The following is a 16,410-nucleotide window of genomic DNA, read 5'->3' on the forward strand; positions in this document are numbered from 1 at the left end:
ACCTCAGTCAGCCAATAGCTTTTAAACCGTGAACCACGCGCAAACTGCGGATCTTGGGCCACAAAGAAACGGTCTTCACGCAGATTCACGTGAGTACGAATGTCATCAGCCAGCAGGCCGGCTCCACCACCAACAATCGCAACATGGGTATATCCTTTAAAGCGATCAATTACTTCCAGTACCCTCACACGGTAACGCGTGATACCACTATGGATTGCCTGCTTTATGGAATCGACAGCTCGCGGAGCATTGATATTGCTCGCCAGGTACGTATCGTCGAAACGATTGATAATCAACCGATCTACGTTGTAGCGGGACAGCGCCATACCGGCTTTACGCAATGCCTGCTGCACTTCATCGGTCACCAGAGACACGCCGATAGCTGATCGCACAGCGCAATCCCAGCAGGAATGGACTCCGGGCGCACGGTGACGCGGGTAATGGTAAAGACGTGACCGTTATTCAGCACCACCGGTTGCAGCAGGTTCTGTTTCTTGCGCTCAATGTTATCAAGCCGGTACTGGGCGTCTTCATCATAGAACTCCGCAAGCGATAGCGTCACCACGATATCATCTGCAATTTTAATTACTGAATCCTGCCACATTACTGGGGTTCCTCCGGCCATTCAGGGTTAGTTACATCAACCCGGTTAACCAGGACTCGGTATTTTTTCCATACCTTCAAATCTGCGATTTCTTTGCTGGTTGCCTCATCAAGATCGATTGCATCCTGTAAAGGTGCGATGACCTCTGCCGCCTTGCTGAGAAGTGCCGATTTTTTAACCACATCAAGAATGCACGTTCTTTCGTCGTCGAACTCCGGGTCCACAGTGGGGTCGGGTATCTGCTTAACGACCCGGAGATCCCCACGCATTTGCATTTGATTTTTGACGTGGAAATCCCGGCAATTACGGCTGAAAAGGGCGAAAAATGAGCGTAGTTAAGTTAAAATCATCCCCATTGTTAGCAATGGCGTGCGGGATGGTGAACATGCGAGTTTTTAAAATTAGATGTCCTGAATACGGCTCACCGGCCATCATTCGTAAATCAGACTGGAAAGACAAAAAACTGGCTGATTTATATTGCGCTTGCTCAGAAGTGGAATGCGGTCACACTTTCGTTTTTAACGCTTCGTTTTCTCACACACTCAGCCCCAGCGGGCTGACCGGCAACAAGCTGGTTAAATTCCTGATTGACCGGCTCAAGCCCGAAGAACGCCAGTTTGCGCTGGACCTGCTCAGCGGACAAAACTTATAAAACCCTCCAGCCACAATTGACGCACGGGCCACCAGTGCCATTCGACGCACCAAACGTCTCACCATTCTTACATCACCCCGTAGTACGTCTAAATTTCGGCGACTTCCCAATATTTGAGGATTCCCTATCCAGTCCCCCTCACCTACGCGCGATAATAGTGTGTTTATTGTACAGACTCAGTTCTGAACTCACCCAGCACCAGACGCACTCGAAAAAGACAAGAATGAACTAAAGAAATTGTGTACTAACTCCTTCAAACACCGAGAAACTTATGCAATCATTAATTGTTTAGCAATCTACGAAGATAAACGAAATGAATGATTATGATTTTAGTGTTCTCAACGACAAAGAATTTGAAAAACTAGCTGTTGAACTCATAGGTCATCAGGAAAACGCATCAGTTGAACGGTTCACCCCGGGAAGAGATCAAGGGATAGATGGGCGTTTTTATTCATCTGCAGATGACACTGTGATAATTCAAGCAAAGCATTACGCTAAAACAGGTTTTAACGGGTTACTATCGAAACTTAAAAATGATGAATTACCTAAAATAAAAAAATTAAGCCCCAATAGATACATATTAATTACCAGTGTTGGACTGACCCCAGCGAATAAAGAAAGCATAAAAACCGCGCTTCATCCTTATATATTAAGCACAACGGATATATACGGAAAAGAAGGCATTAATGACTTACTAACAAGACATCCATCAGTTGAGACCAATTTTTATAAACTTTGGATTTCAAGCTCTAATGTTTTAATTAATATTTTAAATAATGGGATCATGCAAAAAAGCAAATTTCTCATTAAATCTGCACATGATGAATCAGCTAGATATATTCAGACAAAGCAGTTTGAGGGATCTTTAGATATATTAAAGACAAAGCATGTACTTGTTATAACTGGCTCTCCCGGCGTTGGGAAAACTACATTAGCTAAACAATTAGCTCTTTTTCATTCAAATAACAAATATGAAATATATCATATTGAAGATTCAATTAATGAAGCAGAGTCTTGTTTTTATCCAGACAAACTACAGTTTTTTTATTTTGATGACTTTCTTGGCGCAAACTACTTAGATGTTATTGAGGGGAATTTCGATTCTAAAATAATGAACTTCATTCGAAGAATAGCATTAGATAGCACGAAAAGATTAGTCTTAACTACAAGATCAAACATACTTAATCGAGCAAAAAATATTAGCGAAGTTTTTAATTTCGAAAAAATAGAAAAACGTGAATATGAAATAAGTGTAACTGAACTCACCCAAACCGAAAAAGCCGATATTTTATACAATCACATTTGGCATAGCTCACTTACAACTGAGTTTTCAGACGTATATTTTCAGAACAAAAACTATTGGGAAATAATAAAACACAAGAATTTTAACCCTCGACTAATATCAATTATAACTGATAGTGATAGACTATCTGGAATATCAAAAGAAGAATATTGGCCTTACATAAAAGAGGCACTAAACAACCCAGAAATCATCTGGGATTTATACTTTAAGAAACAAATACCTGAAGAAATTTATGATCTCGTAAGCATTGTAGTCCTAAATGGCGGCAATATCGAAGAACCTAAATGTAAAAAAGCTCTAAAGCAAGTTTTCAATAAAAAATACCCAAGTGATTTTTATACCAAAGTTAATAAAATAGATGACTTTATTAAAGAATCATTAAAATCAACTCTCAATAGGAATATACGTTTAAATCAGTCACCCAAAATTGCAACTATATCCCCTTTCAATCCATCAATTTCTGACTACATCATAAATCGTTTATCAAAAGATGACACAACTCTTTCATTATATTTTGGAGCGCTTGATACATTCCAATCTATTAATACTTTATTCTCTTTAAAAAATAATGAAAAGTTAGACGAGCCCATATTCAATTCAGTTATAGACATTTTATTATCCAACCAAGAAACCAAGGTAATTAATGATTATGTGATACACCTTTATTATAGCGTCCTGAAGTCTGACATGCCTGACATTAGCAAATTAGAAAAAATCCCTCCCTCTAAACTTGTTAGTATAATGGAAAGTCATGTATCTTATGATTTTGAAGTTGGAGAATGCCTTATATGGGCAATTGATAAACAACCACATCTTTTTTCTAAAAACTTTGCTATTGACTTTATTGACTATGCTCTTTCCTCAAGTCAAAAATACACTTTATATCATGAGGACTATCTTCCCCTAGCAAAACTAATAACATTTTATCCTGAGATTGAAAATGAAGATAAATTCTTAGAACTTAAGGAAAATATAATAGAATTTTGGGAGTCAGGGTTTGATGAAATTCTAGGGGACTCCGCTAAAATTCAAAATCTAGACCCTCATGATTTTGACAAGGCGGAAGATACCGCTTTGAATTATCTTCATGAATTGCTCGATGAATACCCTTTCGAATTTGATGAAAGAGATATTGAGTCGATGATGGATAACATTGACGTATCCTCACATTTCCCAGATTATGGCTATGACCATGATTATTATGATGATAATAATGAAATGCCTCGTTCTACGCAGCATAGCGATAGCGTAAGTTATATTAACGATCTATTCAGTAGAGACTAACCCCTCCCCCTCCCATTAATTAACAAAATGGGAGGGTAGGACGCCTTCTCGTTCAAACTCTCTCAACGAGGCGATTCGTATATTCTGCCGCGACAGCGACACGGTGGCAAAGTCAGGCAGTTGCGACAACTTTTGAATCCCCCACAGGTAAAGACAAAAAAGCCCGAACGCAAATTCAGGCTTTTTTATCCCCACTGCCCAATCGTTCAGTGGTGCGTGCATCTCACCGCCGTCGGCTGCGCCAACGCACGGCGCCAGTCACCCGGCGTTTGGCCGAACTGGCGCTTGAAGCTGCGGTTGAACGACTGCTGTGAGTCGAAGCCGAGCGAGATCGCCACGCTGACAATCGGTTCACCGCTGTTGGCCAAACGCTCCGCCGACACCTTCAATTTTTGCATACGGATATACTCCCCCAACGCGTAGCCGGTCTGGCGCTTGAACATGCGCTGCAGATGCCATTTGGAGTAGCCCGCGCGGTCCGCTACGGTGTTGATATCCAATTTTTCTTCCAGATTGTTGTCGATCCACGTCTTCAAATCGGTAATGAAACCCGTCGTGTTCATGCTGATGCTCCCATCATTCGGCAGGGTCCCCCTCTGCCCGATGCACATACGTTGCAACAGTTTCGCTTTAAATGCAATTTTTATTATTGCATTTACCAGAAAGCCGCCTCTATACTCCACCCAATTAATGTAACCGATATTGATACATTAATGTGACACCAATATGTTTCAAAACCTAACGTTGGGCCATAACAAGGCACAACGCCCCTTCCGCCGAACGCAGGCATACATGAAGGGAAAGCCCGGAAAACAGGGCTGGGTATGGGGCCAGACAGCGCTTACTTATCGGAATAAAAATAATGGCAAATCAACCAAACTCATCGTTCAACGCCGGCGGCCGCACGCGCGCCTTCGCTCTGGGCCAGCGGCTCTCCGGGGTGGCGCTGCTGGCCGCCCTGCTCGCCGGGTGTGACAACAGCGTCGCGCACAACGCCCCGCCACCGCCGCCGGTGGTCAGCGCCGCCAGCGTGGTGGTCAAACCGATCAGCCAGTGGGATGCGTTCAATGGCCGGGTCGAAGCAGTGCAAAGCGTACAGCTGCGCCCGCGAGTTTCCGGCTACATCGAGCGGGTCAACTACACCGAAGGCGACGAGGTGAAGAAAGGCCAGGTGCTGTTCACCATTGACGATCGCACCTACCGCGCCGCGCGCGAACAGGCGCAGGCCGAGCTGGTGCGAGCGCGCAATCAGGCAACCCTGGCGCGCAGCGAATCTTCGCGCACCGAGAAGCTGATCGGCACCCAGGCCATCTCGCAAGAGGTGTGGGAACAGCGTCGTTCGTCCGCCGCACAGGCGCAAAGCAACGTGCTGGCGGCGCAGGCTCAGCTCGATATGGCGCAGCTTAATCTCGACTTTACTCGCGTCACCGCGCCGATCGATGGACGCGCCAGCCGCGCGATGATCACCGCCGGCAACCTGGTCACCGCTGGCGACAGCGCCAGCGTGCTGACGACGCTGGTGTCGCTCGATAAGGTTTACGTCTATTTCGACGTGGATGAAGCCACCTTCCTGCGCTATCAGCAGCAGGGCCGGCACGATGCCCGCCTGCCGGTGAAAGTTGGCCTGGTGGGTGAAGACGGCACCCCGCATCAGGGGCTGGTGGATTTCACCGATAACCAACTGAACGCCGGTACCGGCACCATCCGCATGCGCGCCCTGCTCGACAACCGCGATCGTCGCTTCACGCCGGGGCTGTTCGCCCGCGTGCAGATGCCCGGCAGCGCCGAGTTCAACGCCATGCTGATCGACGATAAAGCGGTGATGACCGACCAAAACCGCAAGTTCGTTTACATCGTCGATAAAGACGGTAAGGCACAGCGCCGCGACATCGACGTGGGCCGCATGGCCGAAGGATTGCGCATCGTGCAGAAAGGGTTGGCAAACGGCGATCGGGTGATCGTCGACGGCATGCAGAAAGTGTTTATGCCGGGCATGCCGGTCGACGCGAAAAGCGTCGCGATGACCACTACCGCTTCCGCACTTAACTAAGCTCCCAGCCGAGACTTCTGACCCATGGACTTTTCCCGTTTTTTCATCGACCGACCGATCTTTGCCGCGGTGCTGTCGATACTGATTTTTGTCGCCGGGGCGATCGCCATCCCGCTGCTGCCGATCAGCGAATACCCGGACGTGGTGCCGCCCAGCGTGCAGGTGCGCGCAGAATACCCGGGCGCCAACCCGAAAGAGATCGCTGAAACGGTGGCCACGCCGCTGGAAGAAGCGATCAACGGCGTCGAAAACATGATGTACATGAAATCGGTCGCCGGCTCCGACGGCGTGCTGGTGACCACCGTCACCTTCCGCCCCGGCACCGATCCCGATCAAGCGCAGGTGCAGGTGCAAAACCGCGTGGCGCAGGCCGAAGCTCGGCTGCCGGAAGACGTACGCCGCCAGGGCATCACCACTCAGAAACAGTCTCCGGCGCTGACGCTGGTGGTGCATCTGGTCTCGCCTTCCGGCAAGTACGATTCGCTCTACCTGCGCAACTACGCCACCCTGAAGGTCAAGGACGAGCTGGCCCGTCTGCCGGGCGTCGGCCAGGTGCAGATCTTCGGCGCCGGTGAATACGCGATGCGCATCTGGCTCGATCCTAACAAGGTTGCCGCGCGCGGGCTGACCGCCTCCGACGTGGTGAGCGCCATGCAGGAGCAGAACGTGCAGGTCTCCGCCGGCCAGCTGGGCGCGGAACCGATGCCGACGCGCAGCGACTATCTGCTGTCTATCAACGCCCAGGGCCGCCTGCAAACCGAAGAAGAGTTCGGCAACATCATCCTCAAAAGCGGCGACAACGGCGAGATTGTGCGGCTGCGCGACGTGGCGCGCATCGAAATGGGTTCCGGCAGCTACGCGCTGCGCGCCCAGCTCAATAACAAGGATGCGGTTGGTATCGGCATCTTCCAGTCGCCAGGCGCCAACGCCATCGAGCTGTCGGACGCGGTGCGCGGCAAGATGGCCGAGCTGGCAACCCGCTTCCCGGACGGCATGAGCTGGAAAGCGCCGTACGATCCGACGGTGTTCGTGCGCGATTCGATCCGCGCGGTGGTGGATACCCTGCTGGAAGCGGTGATCCTGGTGGTGCTGGTGGTCATTCTGTTCCTGCAGACCTGGCGCGCGTCGATCATTCCGCTGTTGGCGGTCCCGATCTCCGTGGTCGGCACCTTCGCCGCACTGTATCTGCTCGGCTTCTCGCTCAACACCCTCAGCCTGTTCGGGCTGGTGCTGGCGATCGGTATTGTGGTGGATGACGCCATCGTGGTGGTGGAGAACGTCGAGCGCAATATCGAAGAGGGGCTGTCGCCGCTGGCGGCGGCGCACCAGGCGATGCGCGAGGTCTCCGGCCCGATCATCGCCATCGCCGTGGTGCTGTGCGCGGTGTTCGTACCGATGGCGTTCCTTTCCGGCGTCACCGGCCAGTTCTACAAGCAGTTCGCCGTCACCATCGCCATCTCGACGGTGATCTCCGCCATCAACTCGCTGACCCTGTCGCCGGCGCTGGCGGCGCGCTTGCTGAAACCGCACGGCGCGCCGAAAGATATGCCGTCGCGCCTGATCGACCGGCTGTTCGGCTGGCTGTTCCGGCCGTTCAACCGCTTCTTCGCCAGCGGTTCGCAGCGTTACCAGCACGGGGTGTCCCGCGTGCTGGGCCGACGCGGCGCGGTGTTCGTCGTTTACCTGCTGCTGCTTGCCGCCGCCGGGGTGATGTTTAAGACCGTGCCCGGCGGCTTTATCCCGACGCAGGACAAGCTGTATCTGATTGGCGGCGTGAAGATGCCGGAAGGCGCCTCGCTGGAGCGCACCGATGCGGTGATCCGCAAGATGAGCGCCATCGGTATGAGCGTGGACGGCGTCACCGATGCGGTGGCCTTCCCCGGCCTGAACGCGCTGCAGTTCACCAATACGCCGAATACCGGCACGGTATTCTTCGCGCTGGAGTCATTGAGCACCCGTACTCGCACCGCGGCGCAGATCAACGCCGAGATCAACGCGCGCATTTCGCAGATCCAGGAAGGTTTCGCCTTCTCGATCATGCCGCCGCCGATCCTCGGCATCGGCCAGGGTTCCGGCTATTCGCTGTACGTGCAAGATCGCGGCGGACTGGGTTACGGCGCGCTGCAGACGGCGATCAACACGATGTCCGGCGCCATTATGCAAACGCCGGGCATGGGGTTCCCGATCTCCTCCTATCAGGCTAACGTGCCGCAGCTGGACGCCAAAATCGATCGCGACAAGGCCAAGGCGCAGGGGGTGCCGCTCAATGCGCTGTTCAGCACGCTGCAAACCTACCTCGGTTCGTCTTACATCAATGACTTCAACCGCTATGGCCGCACCTGGAAGGTGATGGCGCAGGCCGACGGCCAGTTCCGCGACAGCGTGGAAGACATCGCCAACCTGCGTACCCGCAACGACAAGGGCGAAATGGTGCCGATCGGCAGCATGGTCAGCATCGGCACCACCTACGGCCCGGATCCGGTGATCCGTTATAACGGCTTCCCGGCGGCGGACCTGATCGGCGATGCCGACCCGCGCGTGCTCTCCTCTACCCAGGCGATGGGTGCGCTGACGCAGATGGCCGATAAGCTGTTGCCGAACGGCATGAACATTCAGTGGACCGATCTGAGCTATCAGCAATCGACCCAGGGCAACGCCGCGCTGGTGGTGTTCCCGGTAGCGGTGCTGCTGGCGTTCCTCGCGCTGGCGGCGCTGTATGAAAGCTGGACGCTGCCGCTGGCGGTGATCCTGATCGTGCCGATGACCATGCTGTCGGCGCTGTTCGGCGTATGGTTGACCGGCGGCGACAACAACGTGTTCGTGCAGGTCGGGTTGGTCGTTCTGATGGGGCTGGCCTGTAAGAACGCCATTCTTATCGTCGAGTTCGCCCGCGAGCTGGAAATGCAGGGCAAAGGCATCGTCGAAGCGGCGCTGGAAGCCTGTCGCCTGCGGTTGCGCCCGATCGTGATGACCTCCATCGCCTTCATCGCCGGCACCATCCCGCTGATCCTCGGCCACGGCGCCGGCGCCGAAGTGCGCGGCGTCACCGGCATCACGGTGTTCTCCGGCATGCTGGGGGTCACGCTGTTCGGGCTGTTCCTGACGCCGGTGTTCTACGTCACCCTGCGCCGCCTGGTGGCACGCAAGGCACAGCCGCAGACGGCGTAATCATCGTCTTAACATGCAAAAAGGTCGGGCATTGCCCGACCTTTTTTTATGCATGCGAACCGCGATTATTTATCGGCGGTTTCAGCCTCTTGCGCAGCAGCGTACTCCGCACAGGCGCGCTTGTCGCCCCGCTCCAGTTCGGCCAGCGAATCGGCCACGGTGTGGCGCGCCAGCACCGCAAGCGAAGCCTGTTCGGCCTCGTTTACCACCGACTTGAAATACCAGCAGGCGTTGGCGCTCACCAGGCAGCGAGCCGGCACTTCAGGACGGGAAGCCCAGATGCGCTTGTCGTCGATCACCGCCAGGTAGATGTCCCGCAGGGTGATCTCTTCCGCCGGGCGGCCGAGGTGGATAGAGCCGTTTCGGCCCAGGGTGGAAACGATGATGCCGTCTTTGGTCAGCGGGACCATCAGTTTGCGGATAAAGCTGGGGTTGGCTTCCAGAGCGGCGGCGAGGGTGGCGCTTGTCGAACGCATGCCCTGCTTTTCAGCTACGGCGACGCTAAGGACCATTTGCAACGCTGTCGGAAAGCGAAAATCTAACATGTCGTTATCTCTGCGAGACGAAATACTCGGGTTTGACCGGTGTGGCGATTGGCGCCGATAACACCGCTTAATTGCACAATAATATAACAAACGCGGGGGCTTTTTTGAAGTTTTGCCCAGTGATATCGCACGCAGACATTAGAACGATCGCAAATTCTTAGACAGGCAAAAAACAGAAACCCGCGTCAATGTTAACGCCGCTCGCTTAACCGGGTTAAACGATCAGAACTAACACTGCCCGCGGGTTTAATTCGAATGTGGCGATCAGGCTCTGTTCAGCACCAGCTGGCCGTTTTTATCCAACGGGATTTGCGTGCCCGGATCGTGATCCATGCGGATCTTGCCCTGCTGATTGCCGATCTTGTAGGTCACGTCATAGCCCAGCATTTTCTGGGACTTGTCGTAGACCGTTTTGCAACGCTGCTGAACGCTGGTGCTGACGTCGTTGTTCTGCATCGCCCCTTGCACCTGGTTACCGGCATAGCCGCCACCCAGTGCGCCTACCACGGTCGCCACGTCGCGCCCGCGACCGCCGCCGAACTGGTGGCCGATCACGCCGCCCGCCACTGCGCCCAACACAGAACCGGCGATGCGGTTTTCATCCTGCACCGGTGCACGGTGCGTCACGGTGACGTTGCGGCATTCCTGACGCGGCGTTTTGATGGTTTCTTTAATCGGCGTTGCGGCGAGCACCTGCGCATATTGCGGACCGGCAGAAAAGACGTCGAGGCTGGCTACCGCGGCAATCCCCAGAGCGGCAGCGACACCAATTCCAACACCGGCTAACATTGACTTGTTCACAGGAAACCTCCTGAAAGTGTTACCACGCATTTTTTCCGGGGTCTGTTACCGGCATGGCACCGCGCTTATTATTTTGCGCATGGGCGGCTTGCGGTATCCCGGTTTACGGCGTGCGCGACGCGCCGTCTGTAAACGAGATAAAGTCTGCACAATGATCTGAGGACCCGCAATAAGACAAGGGGACCAAAAATGCGGGAAAACGGCTGTTTTCCCGTTGTTTAGGAGGAATCTTAAGAATTTTACCCATATCGGCGACAGCTTATGCTGAAGAATCAAGCAACCGCCGCCGCTCGCCTCGCGCTGCCATAAAAAAACCCGCGCGGGCGAACCGGCGCGGGTTGGTCGACAAAGGCGGGATCAGTGCATCTTCAGACGCGGACGGATCACCCGGTTAATGCCGCCCACCAGCATCATCAGGCCGGTTTTGATGTAACCATGCAGCGCCACCTGGTGCATGCGGTACAGCGAGATGTAAACGAAGCGCGCGATGCGCCCTTCCACCATCATCGAGCCGCGCATCAGGTTGCCCATCAGGCTGCCGACGGTGCTGAAGCGCGACAGCGACACCAGCGAGCCGTGGTCTTTATACACGTATGGCTTCAGCGTCTGGCCGTTCATCAGCGCCAGGATATTGGTGGCGCAGCGCGAGGCCATCTGGTGTGCCGACTGGGCGCGCGGCGGCACGAAACCGCCGCCCTCTTTCGGGCAAGAGGCGCAGTCGCCGATGGCGAAGATGTTCGGATCGCGCGTGGTCTGCAGCGTCGGCTCCACCACCAGCTGGTTGATGCGGTTGGTTTCCAGGCCACCGATGTCTTTCATGAAGTCCGGCGCCTTGATGCCGGCCGCCCACACCATCAGATCGGCGTCGATGAACTCGCCGCCCTTGGTGTTCAGGCCTTTGGCGTCCGCGCTGGTCACCATGGTGTTGGTCAGCACGCGCACGCCCAGTTTAATCAGTTCCTGGTGCGCAGCAGCGGAAATGCGCGGCGGCAGCGCCGGCAGAATGCGCTCGCCGGCTTCCACCAGCGTCACGTTGAGCGCGCTGTTGTCCAGGCCTTCGAAACCGTAGCTGTGCAGCTGCTTCACCGCGTTGTGCAGTTCGGCGGACAGCTCAACGCCGGTGGCGCCGCCGCCGACGATAGCGATGTTGACCCGCTCTTTTTGCCCCGGCTGCGCCGAGAACTTCAGGAACAGGTTGAGCATTTCGTTGTGGAAACGACGTGCCTGATGTGGGTTATCCAGGAAGATGCAGTGCTCTTTCACGCCCGGCGTACCGAAATCGTTCGAGGTGCTGCCCAGCGCCATCACCAGGATGTCGTACGGCAGTTCACGCGCCGGCACCAGCTCGCCGCCCTGCTCGTCGCAGATCTGCGCCAGCTGCAGCGTTTGCGTTTCGCGGTTGATGTTGGTCAACGATCCCAGCTGGAAGCTGAAATGGTGATTGCGCGCGTGCGCCAGGTAGCTGAGCGCATCCACGCCGTCATCGAGGGAACCGGTTGCCACTTCGTGCAACAGCGGTTTCCACAAATGGCTGTGGTTGCGATCCACCAGCGTGATCTCCGCTTTGTTCTTGCGGCCAAGTTTATGGCCCAGGCTGGTCGCCAGCTCCAGACCACCGGCGCCGCCGCCAACAATAACGATTTTCTTCTTTGGCGTTGTCAAAATAACCCCCTAAATGTGAACCATTTGTTATCCCAGGGTAAATAAATAATATCCTTAGAATACATAGGGTTCGCGTAAAATAAATCGGCTCTCTGAAGCCAGAATAGCATGTGAGGTTATTTGGTCATACCAAAATTGACGTACATCAATTTTTTTTGGTTAAAGGCTGGACGAGGGGATTTTTTGGGGATTGCGATTCAAATAGTTAGCGCTGAGTCACAGTTTTAAATTTTGCCGATTGCCACGCAAAATCTGGCTTTGACGCACAAAAAAGCCGCACTTTCCGTCGGTGAAAAACGGGGAGAGCGGCTCGCGGCAGCGTTATGAAACTGTTAACCCAGCGCCTTGAACGCCTTGAGCCGCTGCAGATGCGGCGAGATGTTTTTGAACTTGTGCGTCTGCTGTTCATCCCAGACGATTTCGTAGTAGTGATGCAGCAATTCGGCGCTGCGCCGGTTATCCAGCACCTCGTCGTGACGCGACAGCACCACCAGACAGCGATCGCGATTTTTCTCGCGGAAGTCTTCCACGCACTTTGTGGCGATATCGCGATACTCTTCCGGCCGGTCTATCTTGCCGTGCATGTGTTCTTCCGGGTACAGATTGGGATTGAACATCGCCTGGCGAATGCCGCACAGGAAGCCGATGCGCTCTGCCCAGAAACCGCCGAGGCCGACCCCGCAGATCAACGGATGCGCGTCGCCGCCCTGCTGCACCGCCTTGTCCACCTCTTTCAACAGATGCTGCATGTCGTGACGCGGATGCAGCGTGCTGTAGCTGATAAAGCGCACGTCCGGATCGATAAACTGCAGCTGTAACACCTTTTCATGATTGCCGGGGCTGGTGGAATCGAAGCCGTGCAAATAGATAATCATGTGGATCCTCGCAACAAGCCAAGGGCCGCGGGCGCGGCCCTCATCATTTCCGCTCTGCGCCGCGGTGCGGCGCCTGGATTCACCCTTGCGAACGCTGCTTGTGCTCCTCCCAGCGTTCGCTCAGCGCGCTGAGCGCCTTGTGCGCCTGCTGCCAGCGCTCGGAGTCGCGCAGTTCCTGACGGGTGAACTGACCGCGATGATATAACCGCTTCACCTTCTCTGCTTTGACCGGGGACAGGTTATCCAACACGCTGACCGCGCCTTCGCGGTGGTTGCACACCAGGATCATGTCGCAACCGGCATCCAGCGCCGCCTGGCCGCGTTCGGCATAGCTGCCCATGATGGCGGCACCTTCCATCGACAGATCGTCGGAGAAAATCACGCCGTCGAAGCCCAGCTCCTGACGCAGGATCTGCTGCAGCCAGTAAGGCGAGCCGCTGGCCGGACGCGGGTCCGCTTCAGTATAGATGACGTGAGCCGGCATGACGGCGTCCAGCAGCTGACGGTTGATCAGCTCGCGGAAGATCGCCATGTCGTGCTCGCGGATCTGCGCCAGCGGCCGCGGATCGCGCGGCGTTTCCTTGTGCGAATCGGCGCTGACGGCGCCGTGCCCCGGGAAGTGTTTACCGGTGGTTTTCATGCCGGCGCTGTGCATGCCAAGGATGAAGCGTTCCGCCATCGCCAACGCCTGCTGCGGATCGCTGTGGAACGAACGTTCGCCGATCGCCGCGCTGCCGTGGCCGATGTCCAGCACCGGCGCAAAGCTGATGTCGATATCCTGCGCGATCATTTCCGCCGCCATCAGCCAGCCGGCCTCCTGCGCCAGACGGCCGCCTTCCTGCGCATTGTGCAACGCGGCAAACGACTGCGCCGCCGGCAGACGGGTGAAGCCCTCGCGGAAGCGCTGCACGCGCCCGCCTTCCTGATCTACCGCCACCACCAGCCGATCGTTCGATTCGGCGCGGATCTGGCGCACCAGCTCACGCAGCTGCTCCGCATCGTGGAAGTTGCGGGTAAACAAGATCAATCCACCAACCAGCGGATGTTTCAAAATCTCGCGTTCTTCTGCATCCAGCTCGTAGCCGGCGACATCTAGCATTACTGGGCCCACGGGCACCTCACTTCATTATTGTTCGTTCAGAATTCGGATGATGATAAACAGAATCGCCGGCGCAGCGCCGCCCCCCAGCGCAAAAATTCGGCGTCGCCGCTCTGCTGCCAGCGCACTTCAAACCACAGCAGCATCAGATAATCCACCCACGGCAGCCAGCGCTGCACCTGCACCTGCAGCCGGGCGACGTCGTGATAGCCCTGACGCGCGTAGTGTTGCAAAAAACGCTGCTGCGGCTTGGCCGCCCAGCCGTTGCCGCGAAACAGCGCGGCGATATCCAACGCCACATCACCGTCGGCGGCATACTCCCAGTCGATCAGCCGCAGCCCCTCGCCGGTCGCGAGCAAATTGCCCGGATGGATGTCCATGTGTAGCGGCGCCAGGCGTAATGGCCGCGGCGGCGCGCAGCGTAAGAAATGACGCTGCCAACTCAGCCAGGCGGGGGTTAAACGCCGCGTATCCAGCTGCTGCCAGTAGCGGCGGAACTGCCGCCGCAGATCCAACCGGTAACCGCTGAGCGGCCGCCGGTGCAGCGTCGCCGCCATCGCCGCCAGCTCGCCGCGCTGATTCAGCCTGTCAAACTCAGCTTCTGTGACGACGTCACCTTCGAGCCATTCGAGGACAAGCCACTGATTATTCTGCGCGAAAACCCGTGGCCCCAGCCCCGGCGCGCAGCGCCTCAGGACCTGCGCCTCCCGCCGCCTGCTCACGCCCAACGCGCATTTCTCCGCGCTGTTTTGTCGCGCCAGCAGCGTGATGCCCAAACCGTCAATGCGCCAGCTCTCGCCGGTCAGCCCCTGCACCAGGCTGAAATGACAACCGGCGGTATTCACCGCCGGCAGTCTGGTTTCCATCAATCGTCGCAGCGCGGCCTCAGCGTTTAACGGCGCCATTGCCCGACCAGACGATCTCGCCGGTTTGCACCAGCATCAGCTGCATATCCAACGCCGGCGACTTCACGTCGCCGCTGACGTCGCTGTACAGCACGTACTGCGCACCGACGATGCGCGCCAGGCCAATCGCCTTGCTGCGCGAGCCGAAGCTGTCATCCGCCGACAGGCCCAATGTTTGTCTGGCGCTGGTCAGCTTCGCTTCCGGCACCACGCTGAAGGTGGAGTTCGACGCCAGCGCCTTATACAGCGCCGCGGTGGCTTTGCCCATCTGCAGCGAGCCGTTGGTGTTGTTCTTGACGCTGTCCAGCAGCAGCACGCTGCCGGCCGTGACGCCATCGGCCTTCAACATCTGATTCACCAGCGGCTGAACGCTGCCCAGCCAGTCGAGCTGCTGGATTTTCGGCGGCTGCGGCACCGGCTCGGTAGTTGGCGGCTGCGGCTGCTCGACCGGCGGCGTCGGCTGTTCTGGTTCGACGGTGACCGGCGGCAACGGCTGATCCGGCTCAGGCGGACGCGACAGACAGCCGCTCAGGGTGAATGCGGCCAGCGCCACTAAGACGTACTTTTTCATGCTTTTTCTCCAAACCTGGCAAGCGCTTACAGGTACAGATACAGACGCGCGCTTTTAGCTTCCAGATTACCGTTAATCGAGTAGATTTTGGCGTCCGAGTTAGGCGCCACGACGATCTCACGCGGTTTCTCGAAGGGGCGAATATCCAGCCCCTGCGCGTCGTACCAATAGAAACGATAATGCACGGTGACCGGCGTCGGTTGGCTGTTATTGAGCACCGAAGTCGCCATCACCCGGCCGGAAGCGTTCGAGACAGAGGGCGTATCGGCAAAAATGCCGGCGGTCAGCACCGAAGGATCCATCACCACCGTTTGCCCCCGGTTAACCGCGATGCCGGATGGCGAACTGCACCCCATCAGCAACGCGGCGGGCAGCGCCAACGCCATCAGACAACGCAGAGTTTTTTTACCGCGCATGATTTCCTCGCTTAACGTGACAGCAGCGGCCCCAGCGAGCGGCCACCGACCAGGTGCATATGAATATGATAGACCTCCTGACCGGCGTGGCGGTTACAGTTGACGATCAGGCGGTAGCCGTCCTCGGCGATGCCTTCCTGTTCGGCGATCTTCGCCGCGGCGGTGATCATGCGGCCCAGCGCGGCTTCGTGCTCGACGGTCACGTCGTTGACGGTTGGGATCAGCACGTTGGGAACGATCAGCACATGGGTAGGCGCCTGGGGGGAGATGTCACGGAAAGCGGTGACCAGTTCATCCTGGTAAACCACATCAGCAGGGATTTCGCGGCGGATAATTTTACTGAAAATCGTTTCTTCGGCCATCTGGCGTTCCTTGTTTTACACAATTAGCTGTACGCAGTATGAGTGACAAATTCTACTGCTTTCAACCTGATTGCGCACTTTCCACGTCGAGTGCTGCAGATTCGCGCAGGCCG

At 55.7% G+C, this 16,410-nt stretch carries 14 protein-coding genes and 2 pseudogenes; 4 read left to right on the plus strand and 12 right to left on the minus strand.

Going from position 1 to position 16,410, the window contains the following annotated elements; all coding sequences use genetic code 11:
- Nucleotides 1-7: 7 nt before the first annotated feature.
- Nucleotides 8-571, minus strand: a pseudogene (gene parM, locus RE418_RS21240) (plasmid segregation protein ParM domain-containing protein); the annotation flags it as partial.
- 32 nt (nucleotides 572-603) lie between these two features.
- Nucleotides 604-777, minus strand: a pseudogene (locus RE418_RS21245) (tail fiber assembly protein); the annotation flags it as partial.
- A 203-nt stretch (nucleotides 778-980) separates the two neighbouring features.
- Here RE418_RS21245 and RE418_RS21250 point away from each other — a divergent pair.
- Both RE418_RS21250 and RE418_RS21255 read left to right on the plus strand, forming a co-directional pair.
- Nucleotides 981-1,256 carry an ogr/Delta-like zinc finger family protein gene (locus RE418_RS21250; protein ID WP_080350755.1) on the plus strand — a complete coding sequence of 92 codons (276 nt, stop codon included), beginning with the start codon at nucleotides 981-983 and terminating at the stop codon, nucleotides 1,254-1,256.
- Between the two features lie 313 nt (nucleotides 1,257-1,569).
- Entirely contained in the window at nucleotides 1,570-3,843 is a 2,274-nt protein-coding gene (locus RE418_RS21255; protein ID WP_151428371.1) for a restriction endonuclease, read from the plus strand.
- Nucleotides 3,844-4,049: 206 nt separating this feature from the next.
- Here the strand turns inward: RE418_RS21255 and RE418_RS21260 are convergent, their stop codons facing one another.
- Nucleotides 4,050-4,406: a helix-turn-helix domain-containing protein gene (locus RE418_RS21260; protein WP_033642706.1), complete on the minus strand. Its 357-nt coding sequence runs from the start codon at nucleotides 4,404-4,406 to the stop codon at nucleotides 4,050-4,052.
- A gap of 299 nt (nucleotides 4,407-4,705) precedes the next feature.
- Between RE418_RS21260 and sdeA the strand changes: the two genes are divergently transcribed.
- Together sdeA and sdeB are read left to right on the plus strand one after the other, a co-directional pair.
- The gene (gene sdeA, locus RE418_RS21265; RefSeq protein ID WP_043141656.1) at nucleotides 4,706-5,893 is read left to right on the plus strand and encodes a multidrug efflux RND transporter periplasmic adaptor subunit SdeA; all 1,188 of its coding nucleotides are present in this window, start codon (nucleotides 4,706-4,708) and stop codon (nucleotides 5,891-5,893) included.
- 24 nt (nucleotides 5,894-5,917) lie between these two features.
- Nucleotides 5,918-9,061 (plus strand): multidrug efflux RND transporter permease subunit SdeB, encoded by a 3,144-nt coding sequence (gene sdeB, locus RE418_RS21270; protein ID WP_043141659.1) that lies wholly within the window; start codon nucleotides 5,918-5,920, stop codon nucleotides 9,059-9,061.
- A gap of 65 nt (nucleotides 9,062-9,126) precedes the next feature.
- Here the strand turns inward: sdeB and RE418_RS21275 are convergent, their stop codons facing one another.
- From RE418_RS21275 to hinT, 9 genes are all read right to left on the minus strand, one after another.
- Nucleotides 9,127-9,606, minus strand: coding sequence for an Rrf2 family transcriptional regulator (locus tag RE418_RS21275; RefSeq protein WP_025302433.1), 480 nt, complete (start codon nucleotides 9,604-9,606; stop codon nucleotides 9,127-9,129).
- Between the two features lie 264 nt (nucleotides 9,607-9,870).
- Nucleotides 9,871-10,407, minus strand: a complete 537-nt coding sequence (locus tag RE418_RS21280) for a glycine zipper 2TM domain-containing protein (RefSeq protein ID WP_167325016.1) — start codon at nucleotides 10,405-10,407, stop codon at nucleotides 9,871-9,873.
- Nucleotides 10,408-10,764: 357 nt separating this feature from the next.
- Nucleotides 10,765-12,069, minus strand: a complete 1,305-nt coding sequence (locus tag RE418_RS21285) for an NAD(P)/FAD-dependent oxidoreductase (protein WP_004928794.1) — start codon at nucleotides 12,067-12,069, stop codon at nucleotides 10,765-10,767.
- 332 nt (nucleotides 12,070-12,401) lie between these two features.
- On the minus strand, nucleotides 12,402-12,944 hold the full coding sequence (gene ycfP / locus RE418_RS21290) for an alpha/beta hydrolase YcfP (RefSeq protein ID WP_015377468.1): 543 nt from the start codon (nucleotides 12,942-12,944) through the stop codon (nucleotides 12,402-12,404).
- Nucleotides 12,945-13,023: 79 nt separating this feature from the next.
- Complete coding sequence (nagZ, locus tag RE418_RS21295; protein ID WP_089180774.1) at nucleotides 13,024-14,043, minus strand: beta-N-acetylhexosaminidase; 1,020 nt, start codon at nucleotides 14,041-14,043, stop codon at nucleotides 13,024-13,026.
- 38 nt (nucleotides 14,044-14,081) lie between these two features.
- Nucleotides 14,082-14,948: a phosphotransferase gene (locus tag RE418_RS21300; protein WP_089180773.1), complete on the minus strand. Its 867-nt coding sequence runs from the start codon at nucleotides 14,946-14,948 to the stop codon at nucleotides 14,082-14,084.
- Nucleotides 14,929-15,519 (minus strand): penicillin-binding protein activator LpoB, encoded by a 591-nt coding sequence (gene lpoB / locus RE418_RS21305; protein ID WP_025302429.1) that lies wholly within the window; start codon nucleotides 15,517-15,519, stop codon nucleotides 14,929-14,931. Before lpoB ends, RE418_RS21300 begins: the two co-directional genes overlap by 20 nt.
- 26 nt (nucleotides 15,520-15,545) lie before the next feature.
- Nucleotides 15,546-15,935, minus strand: coding sequence for a YcfL family protein (locus tag RE418_RS21310; protein ID WP_025302428.1), 390 nt, complete (start codon nucleotides 15,933-15,935; stop codon nucleotides 15,546-15,548).
- An 11-nt stretch (nucleotides 15,936-15,946) separates the two neighbouring features.
- Nucleotides 15,947-16,297 carry a purine nucleoside phosphoramidase gene (hinT, locus tag RE418_RS21315; RefSeq protein ID WP_004928776.1) on the minus strand — a complete coding sequence of 117 codons (351 nt, stop codon included), beginning with the start codon at nucleotides 16,295-16,297 and terminating at the stop codon, nucleotides 15,947-15,949.
- Nucleotides 16,298-16,410: the final 113 nt, after the last annotated feature.

This window comes from Serratia sp. szju, from assembly GCF_044594185.1.
GTDB lineage: Bacteria > Pseudomonadota > Gammaproteobacteria > Enterobacterales > Enterobacteriaceae > Serratia > Serratia bockelmannii.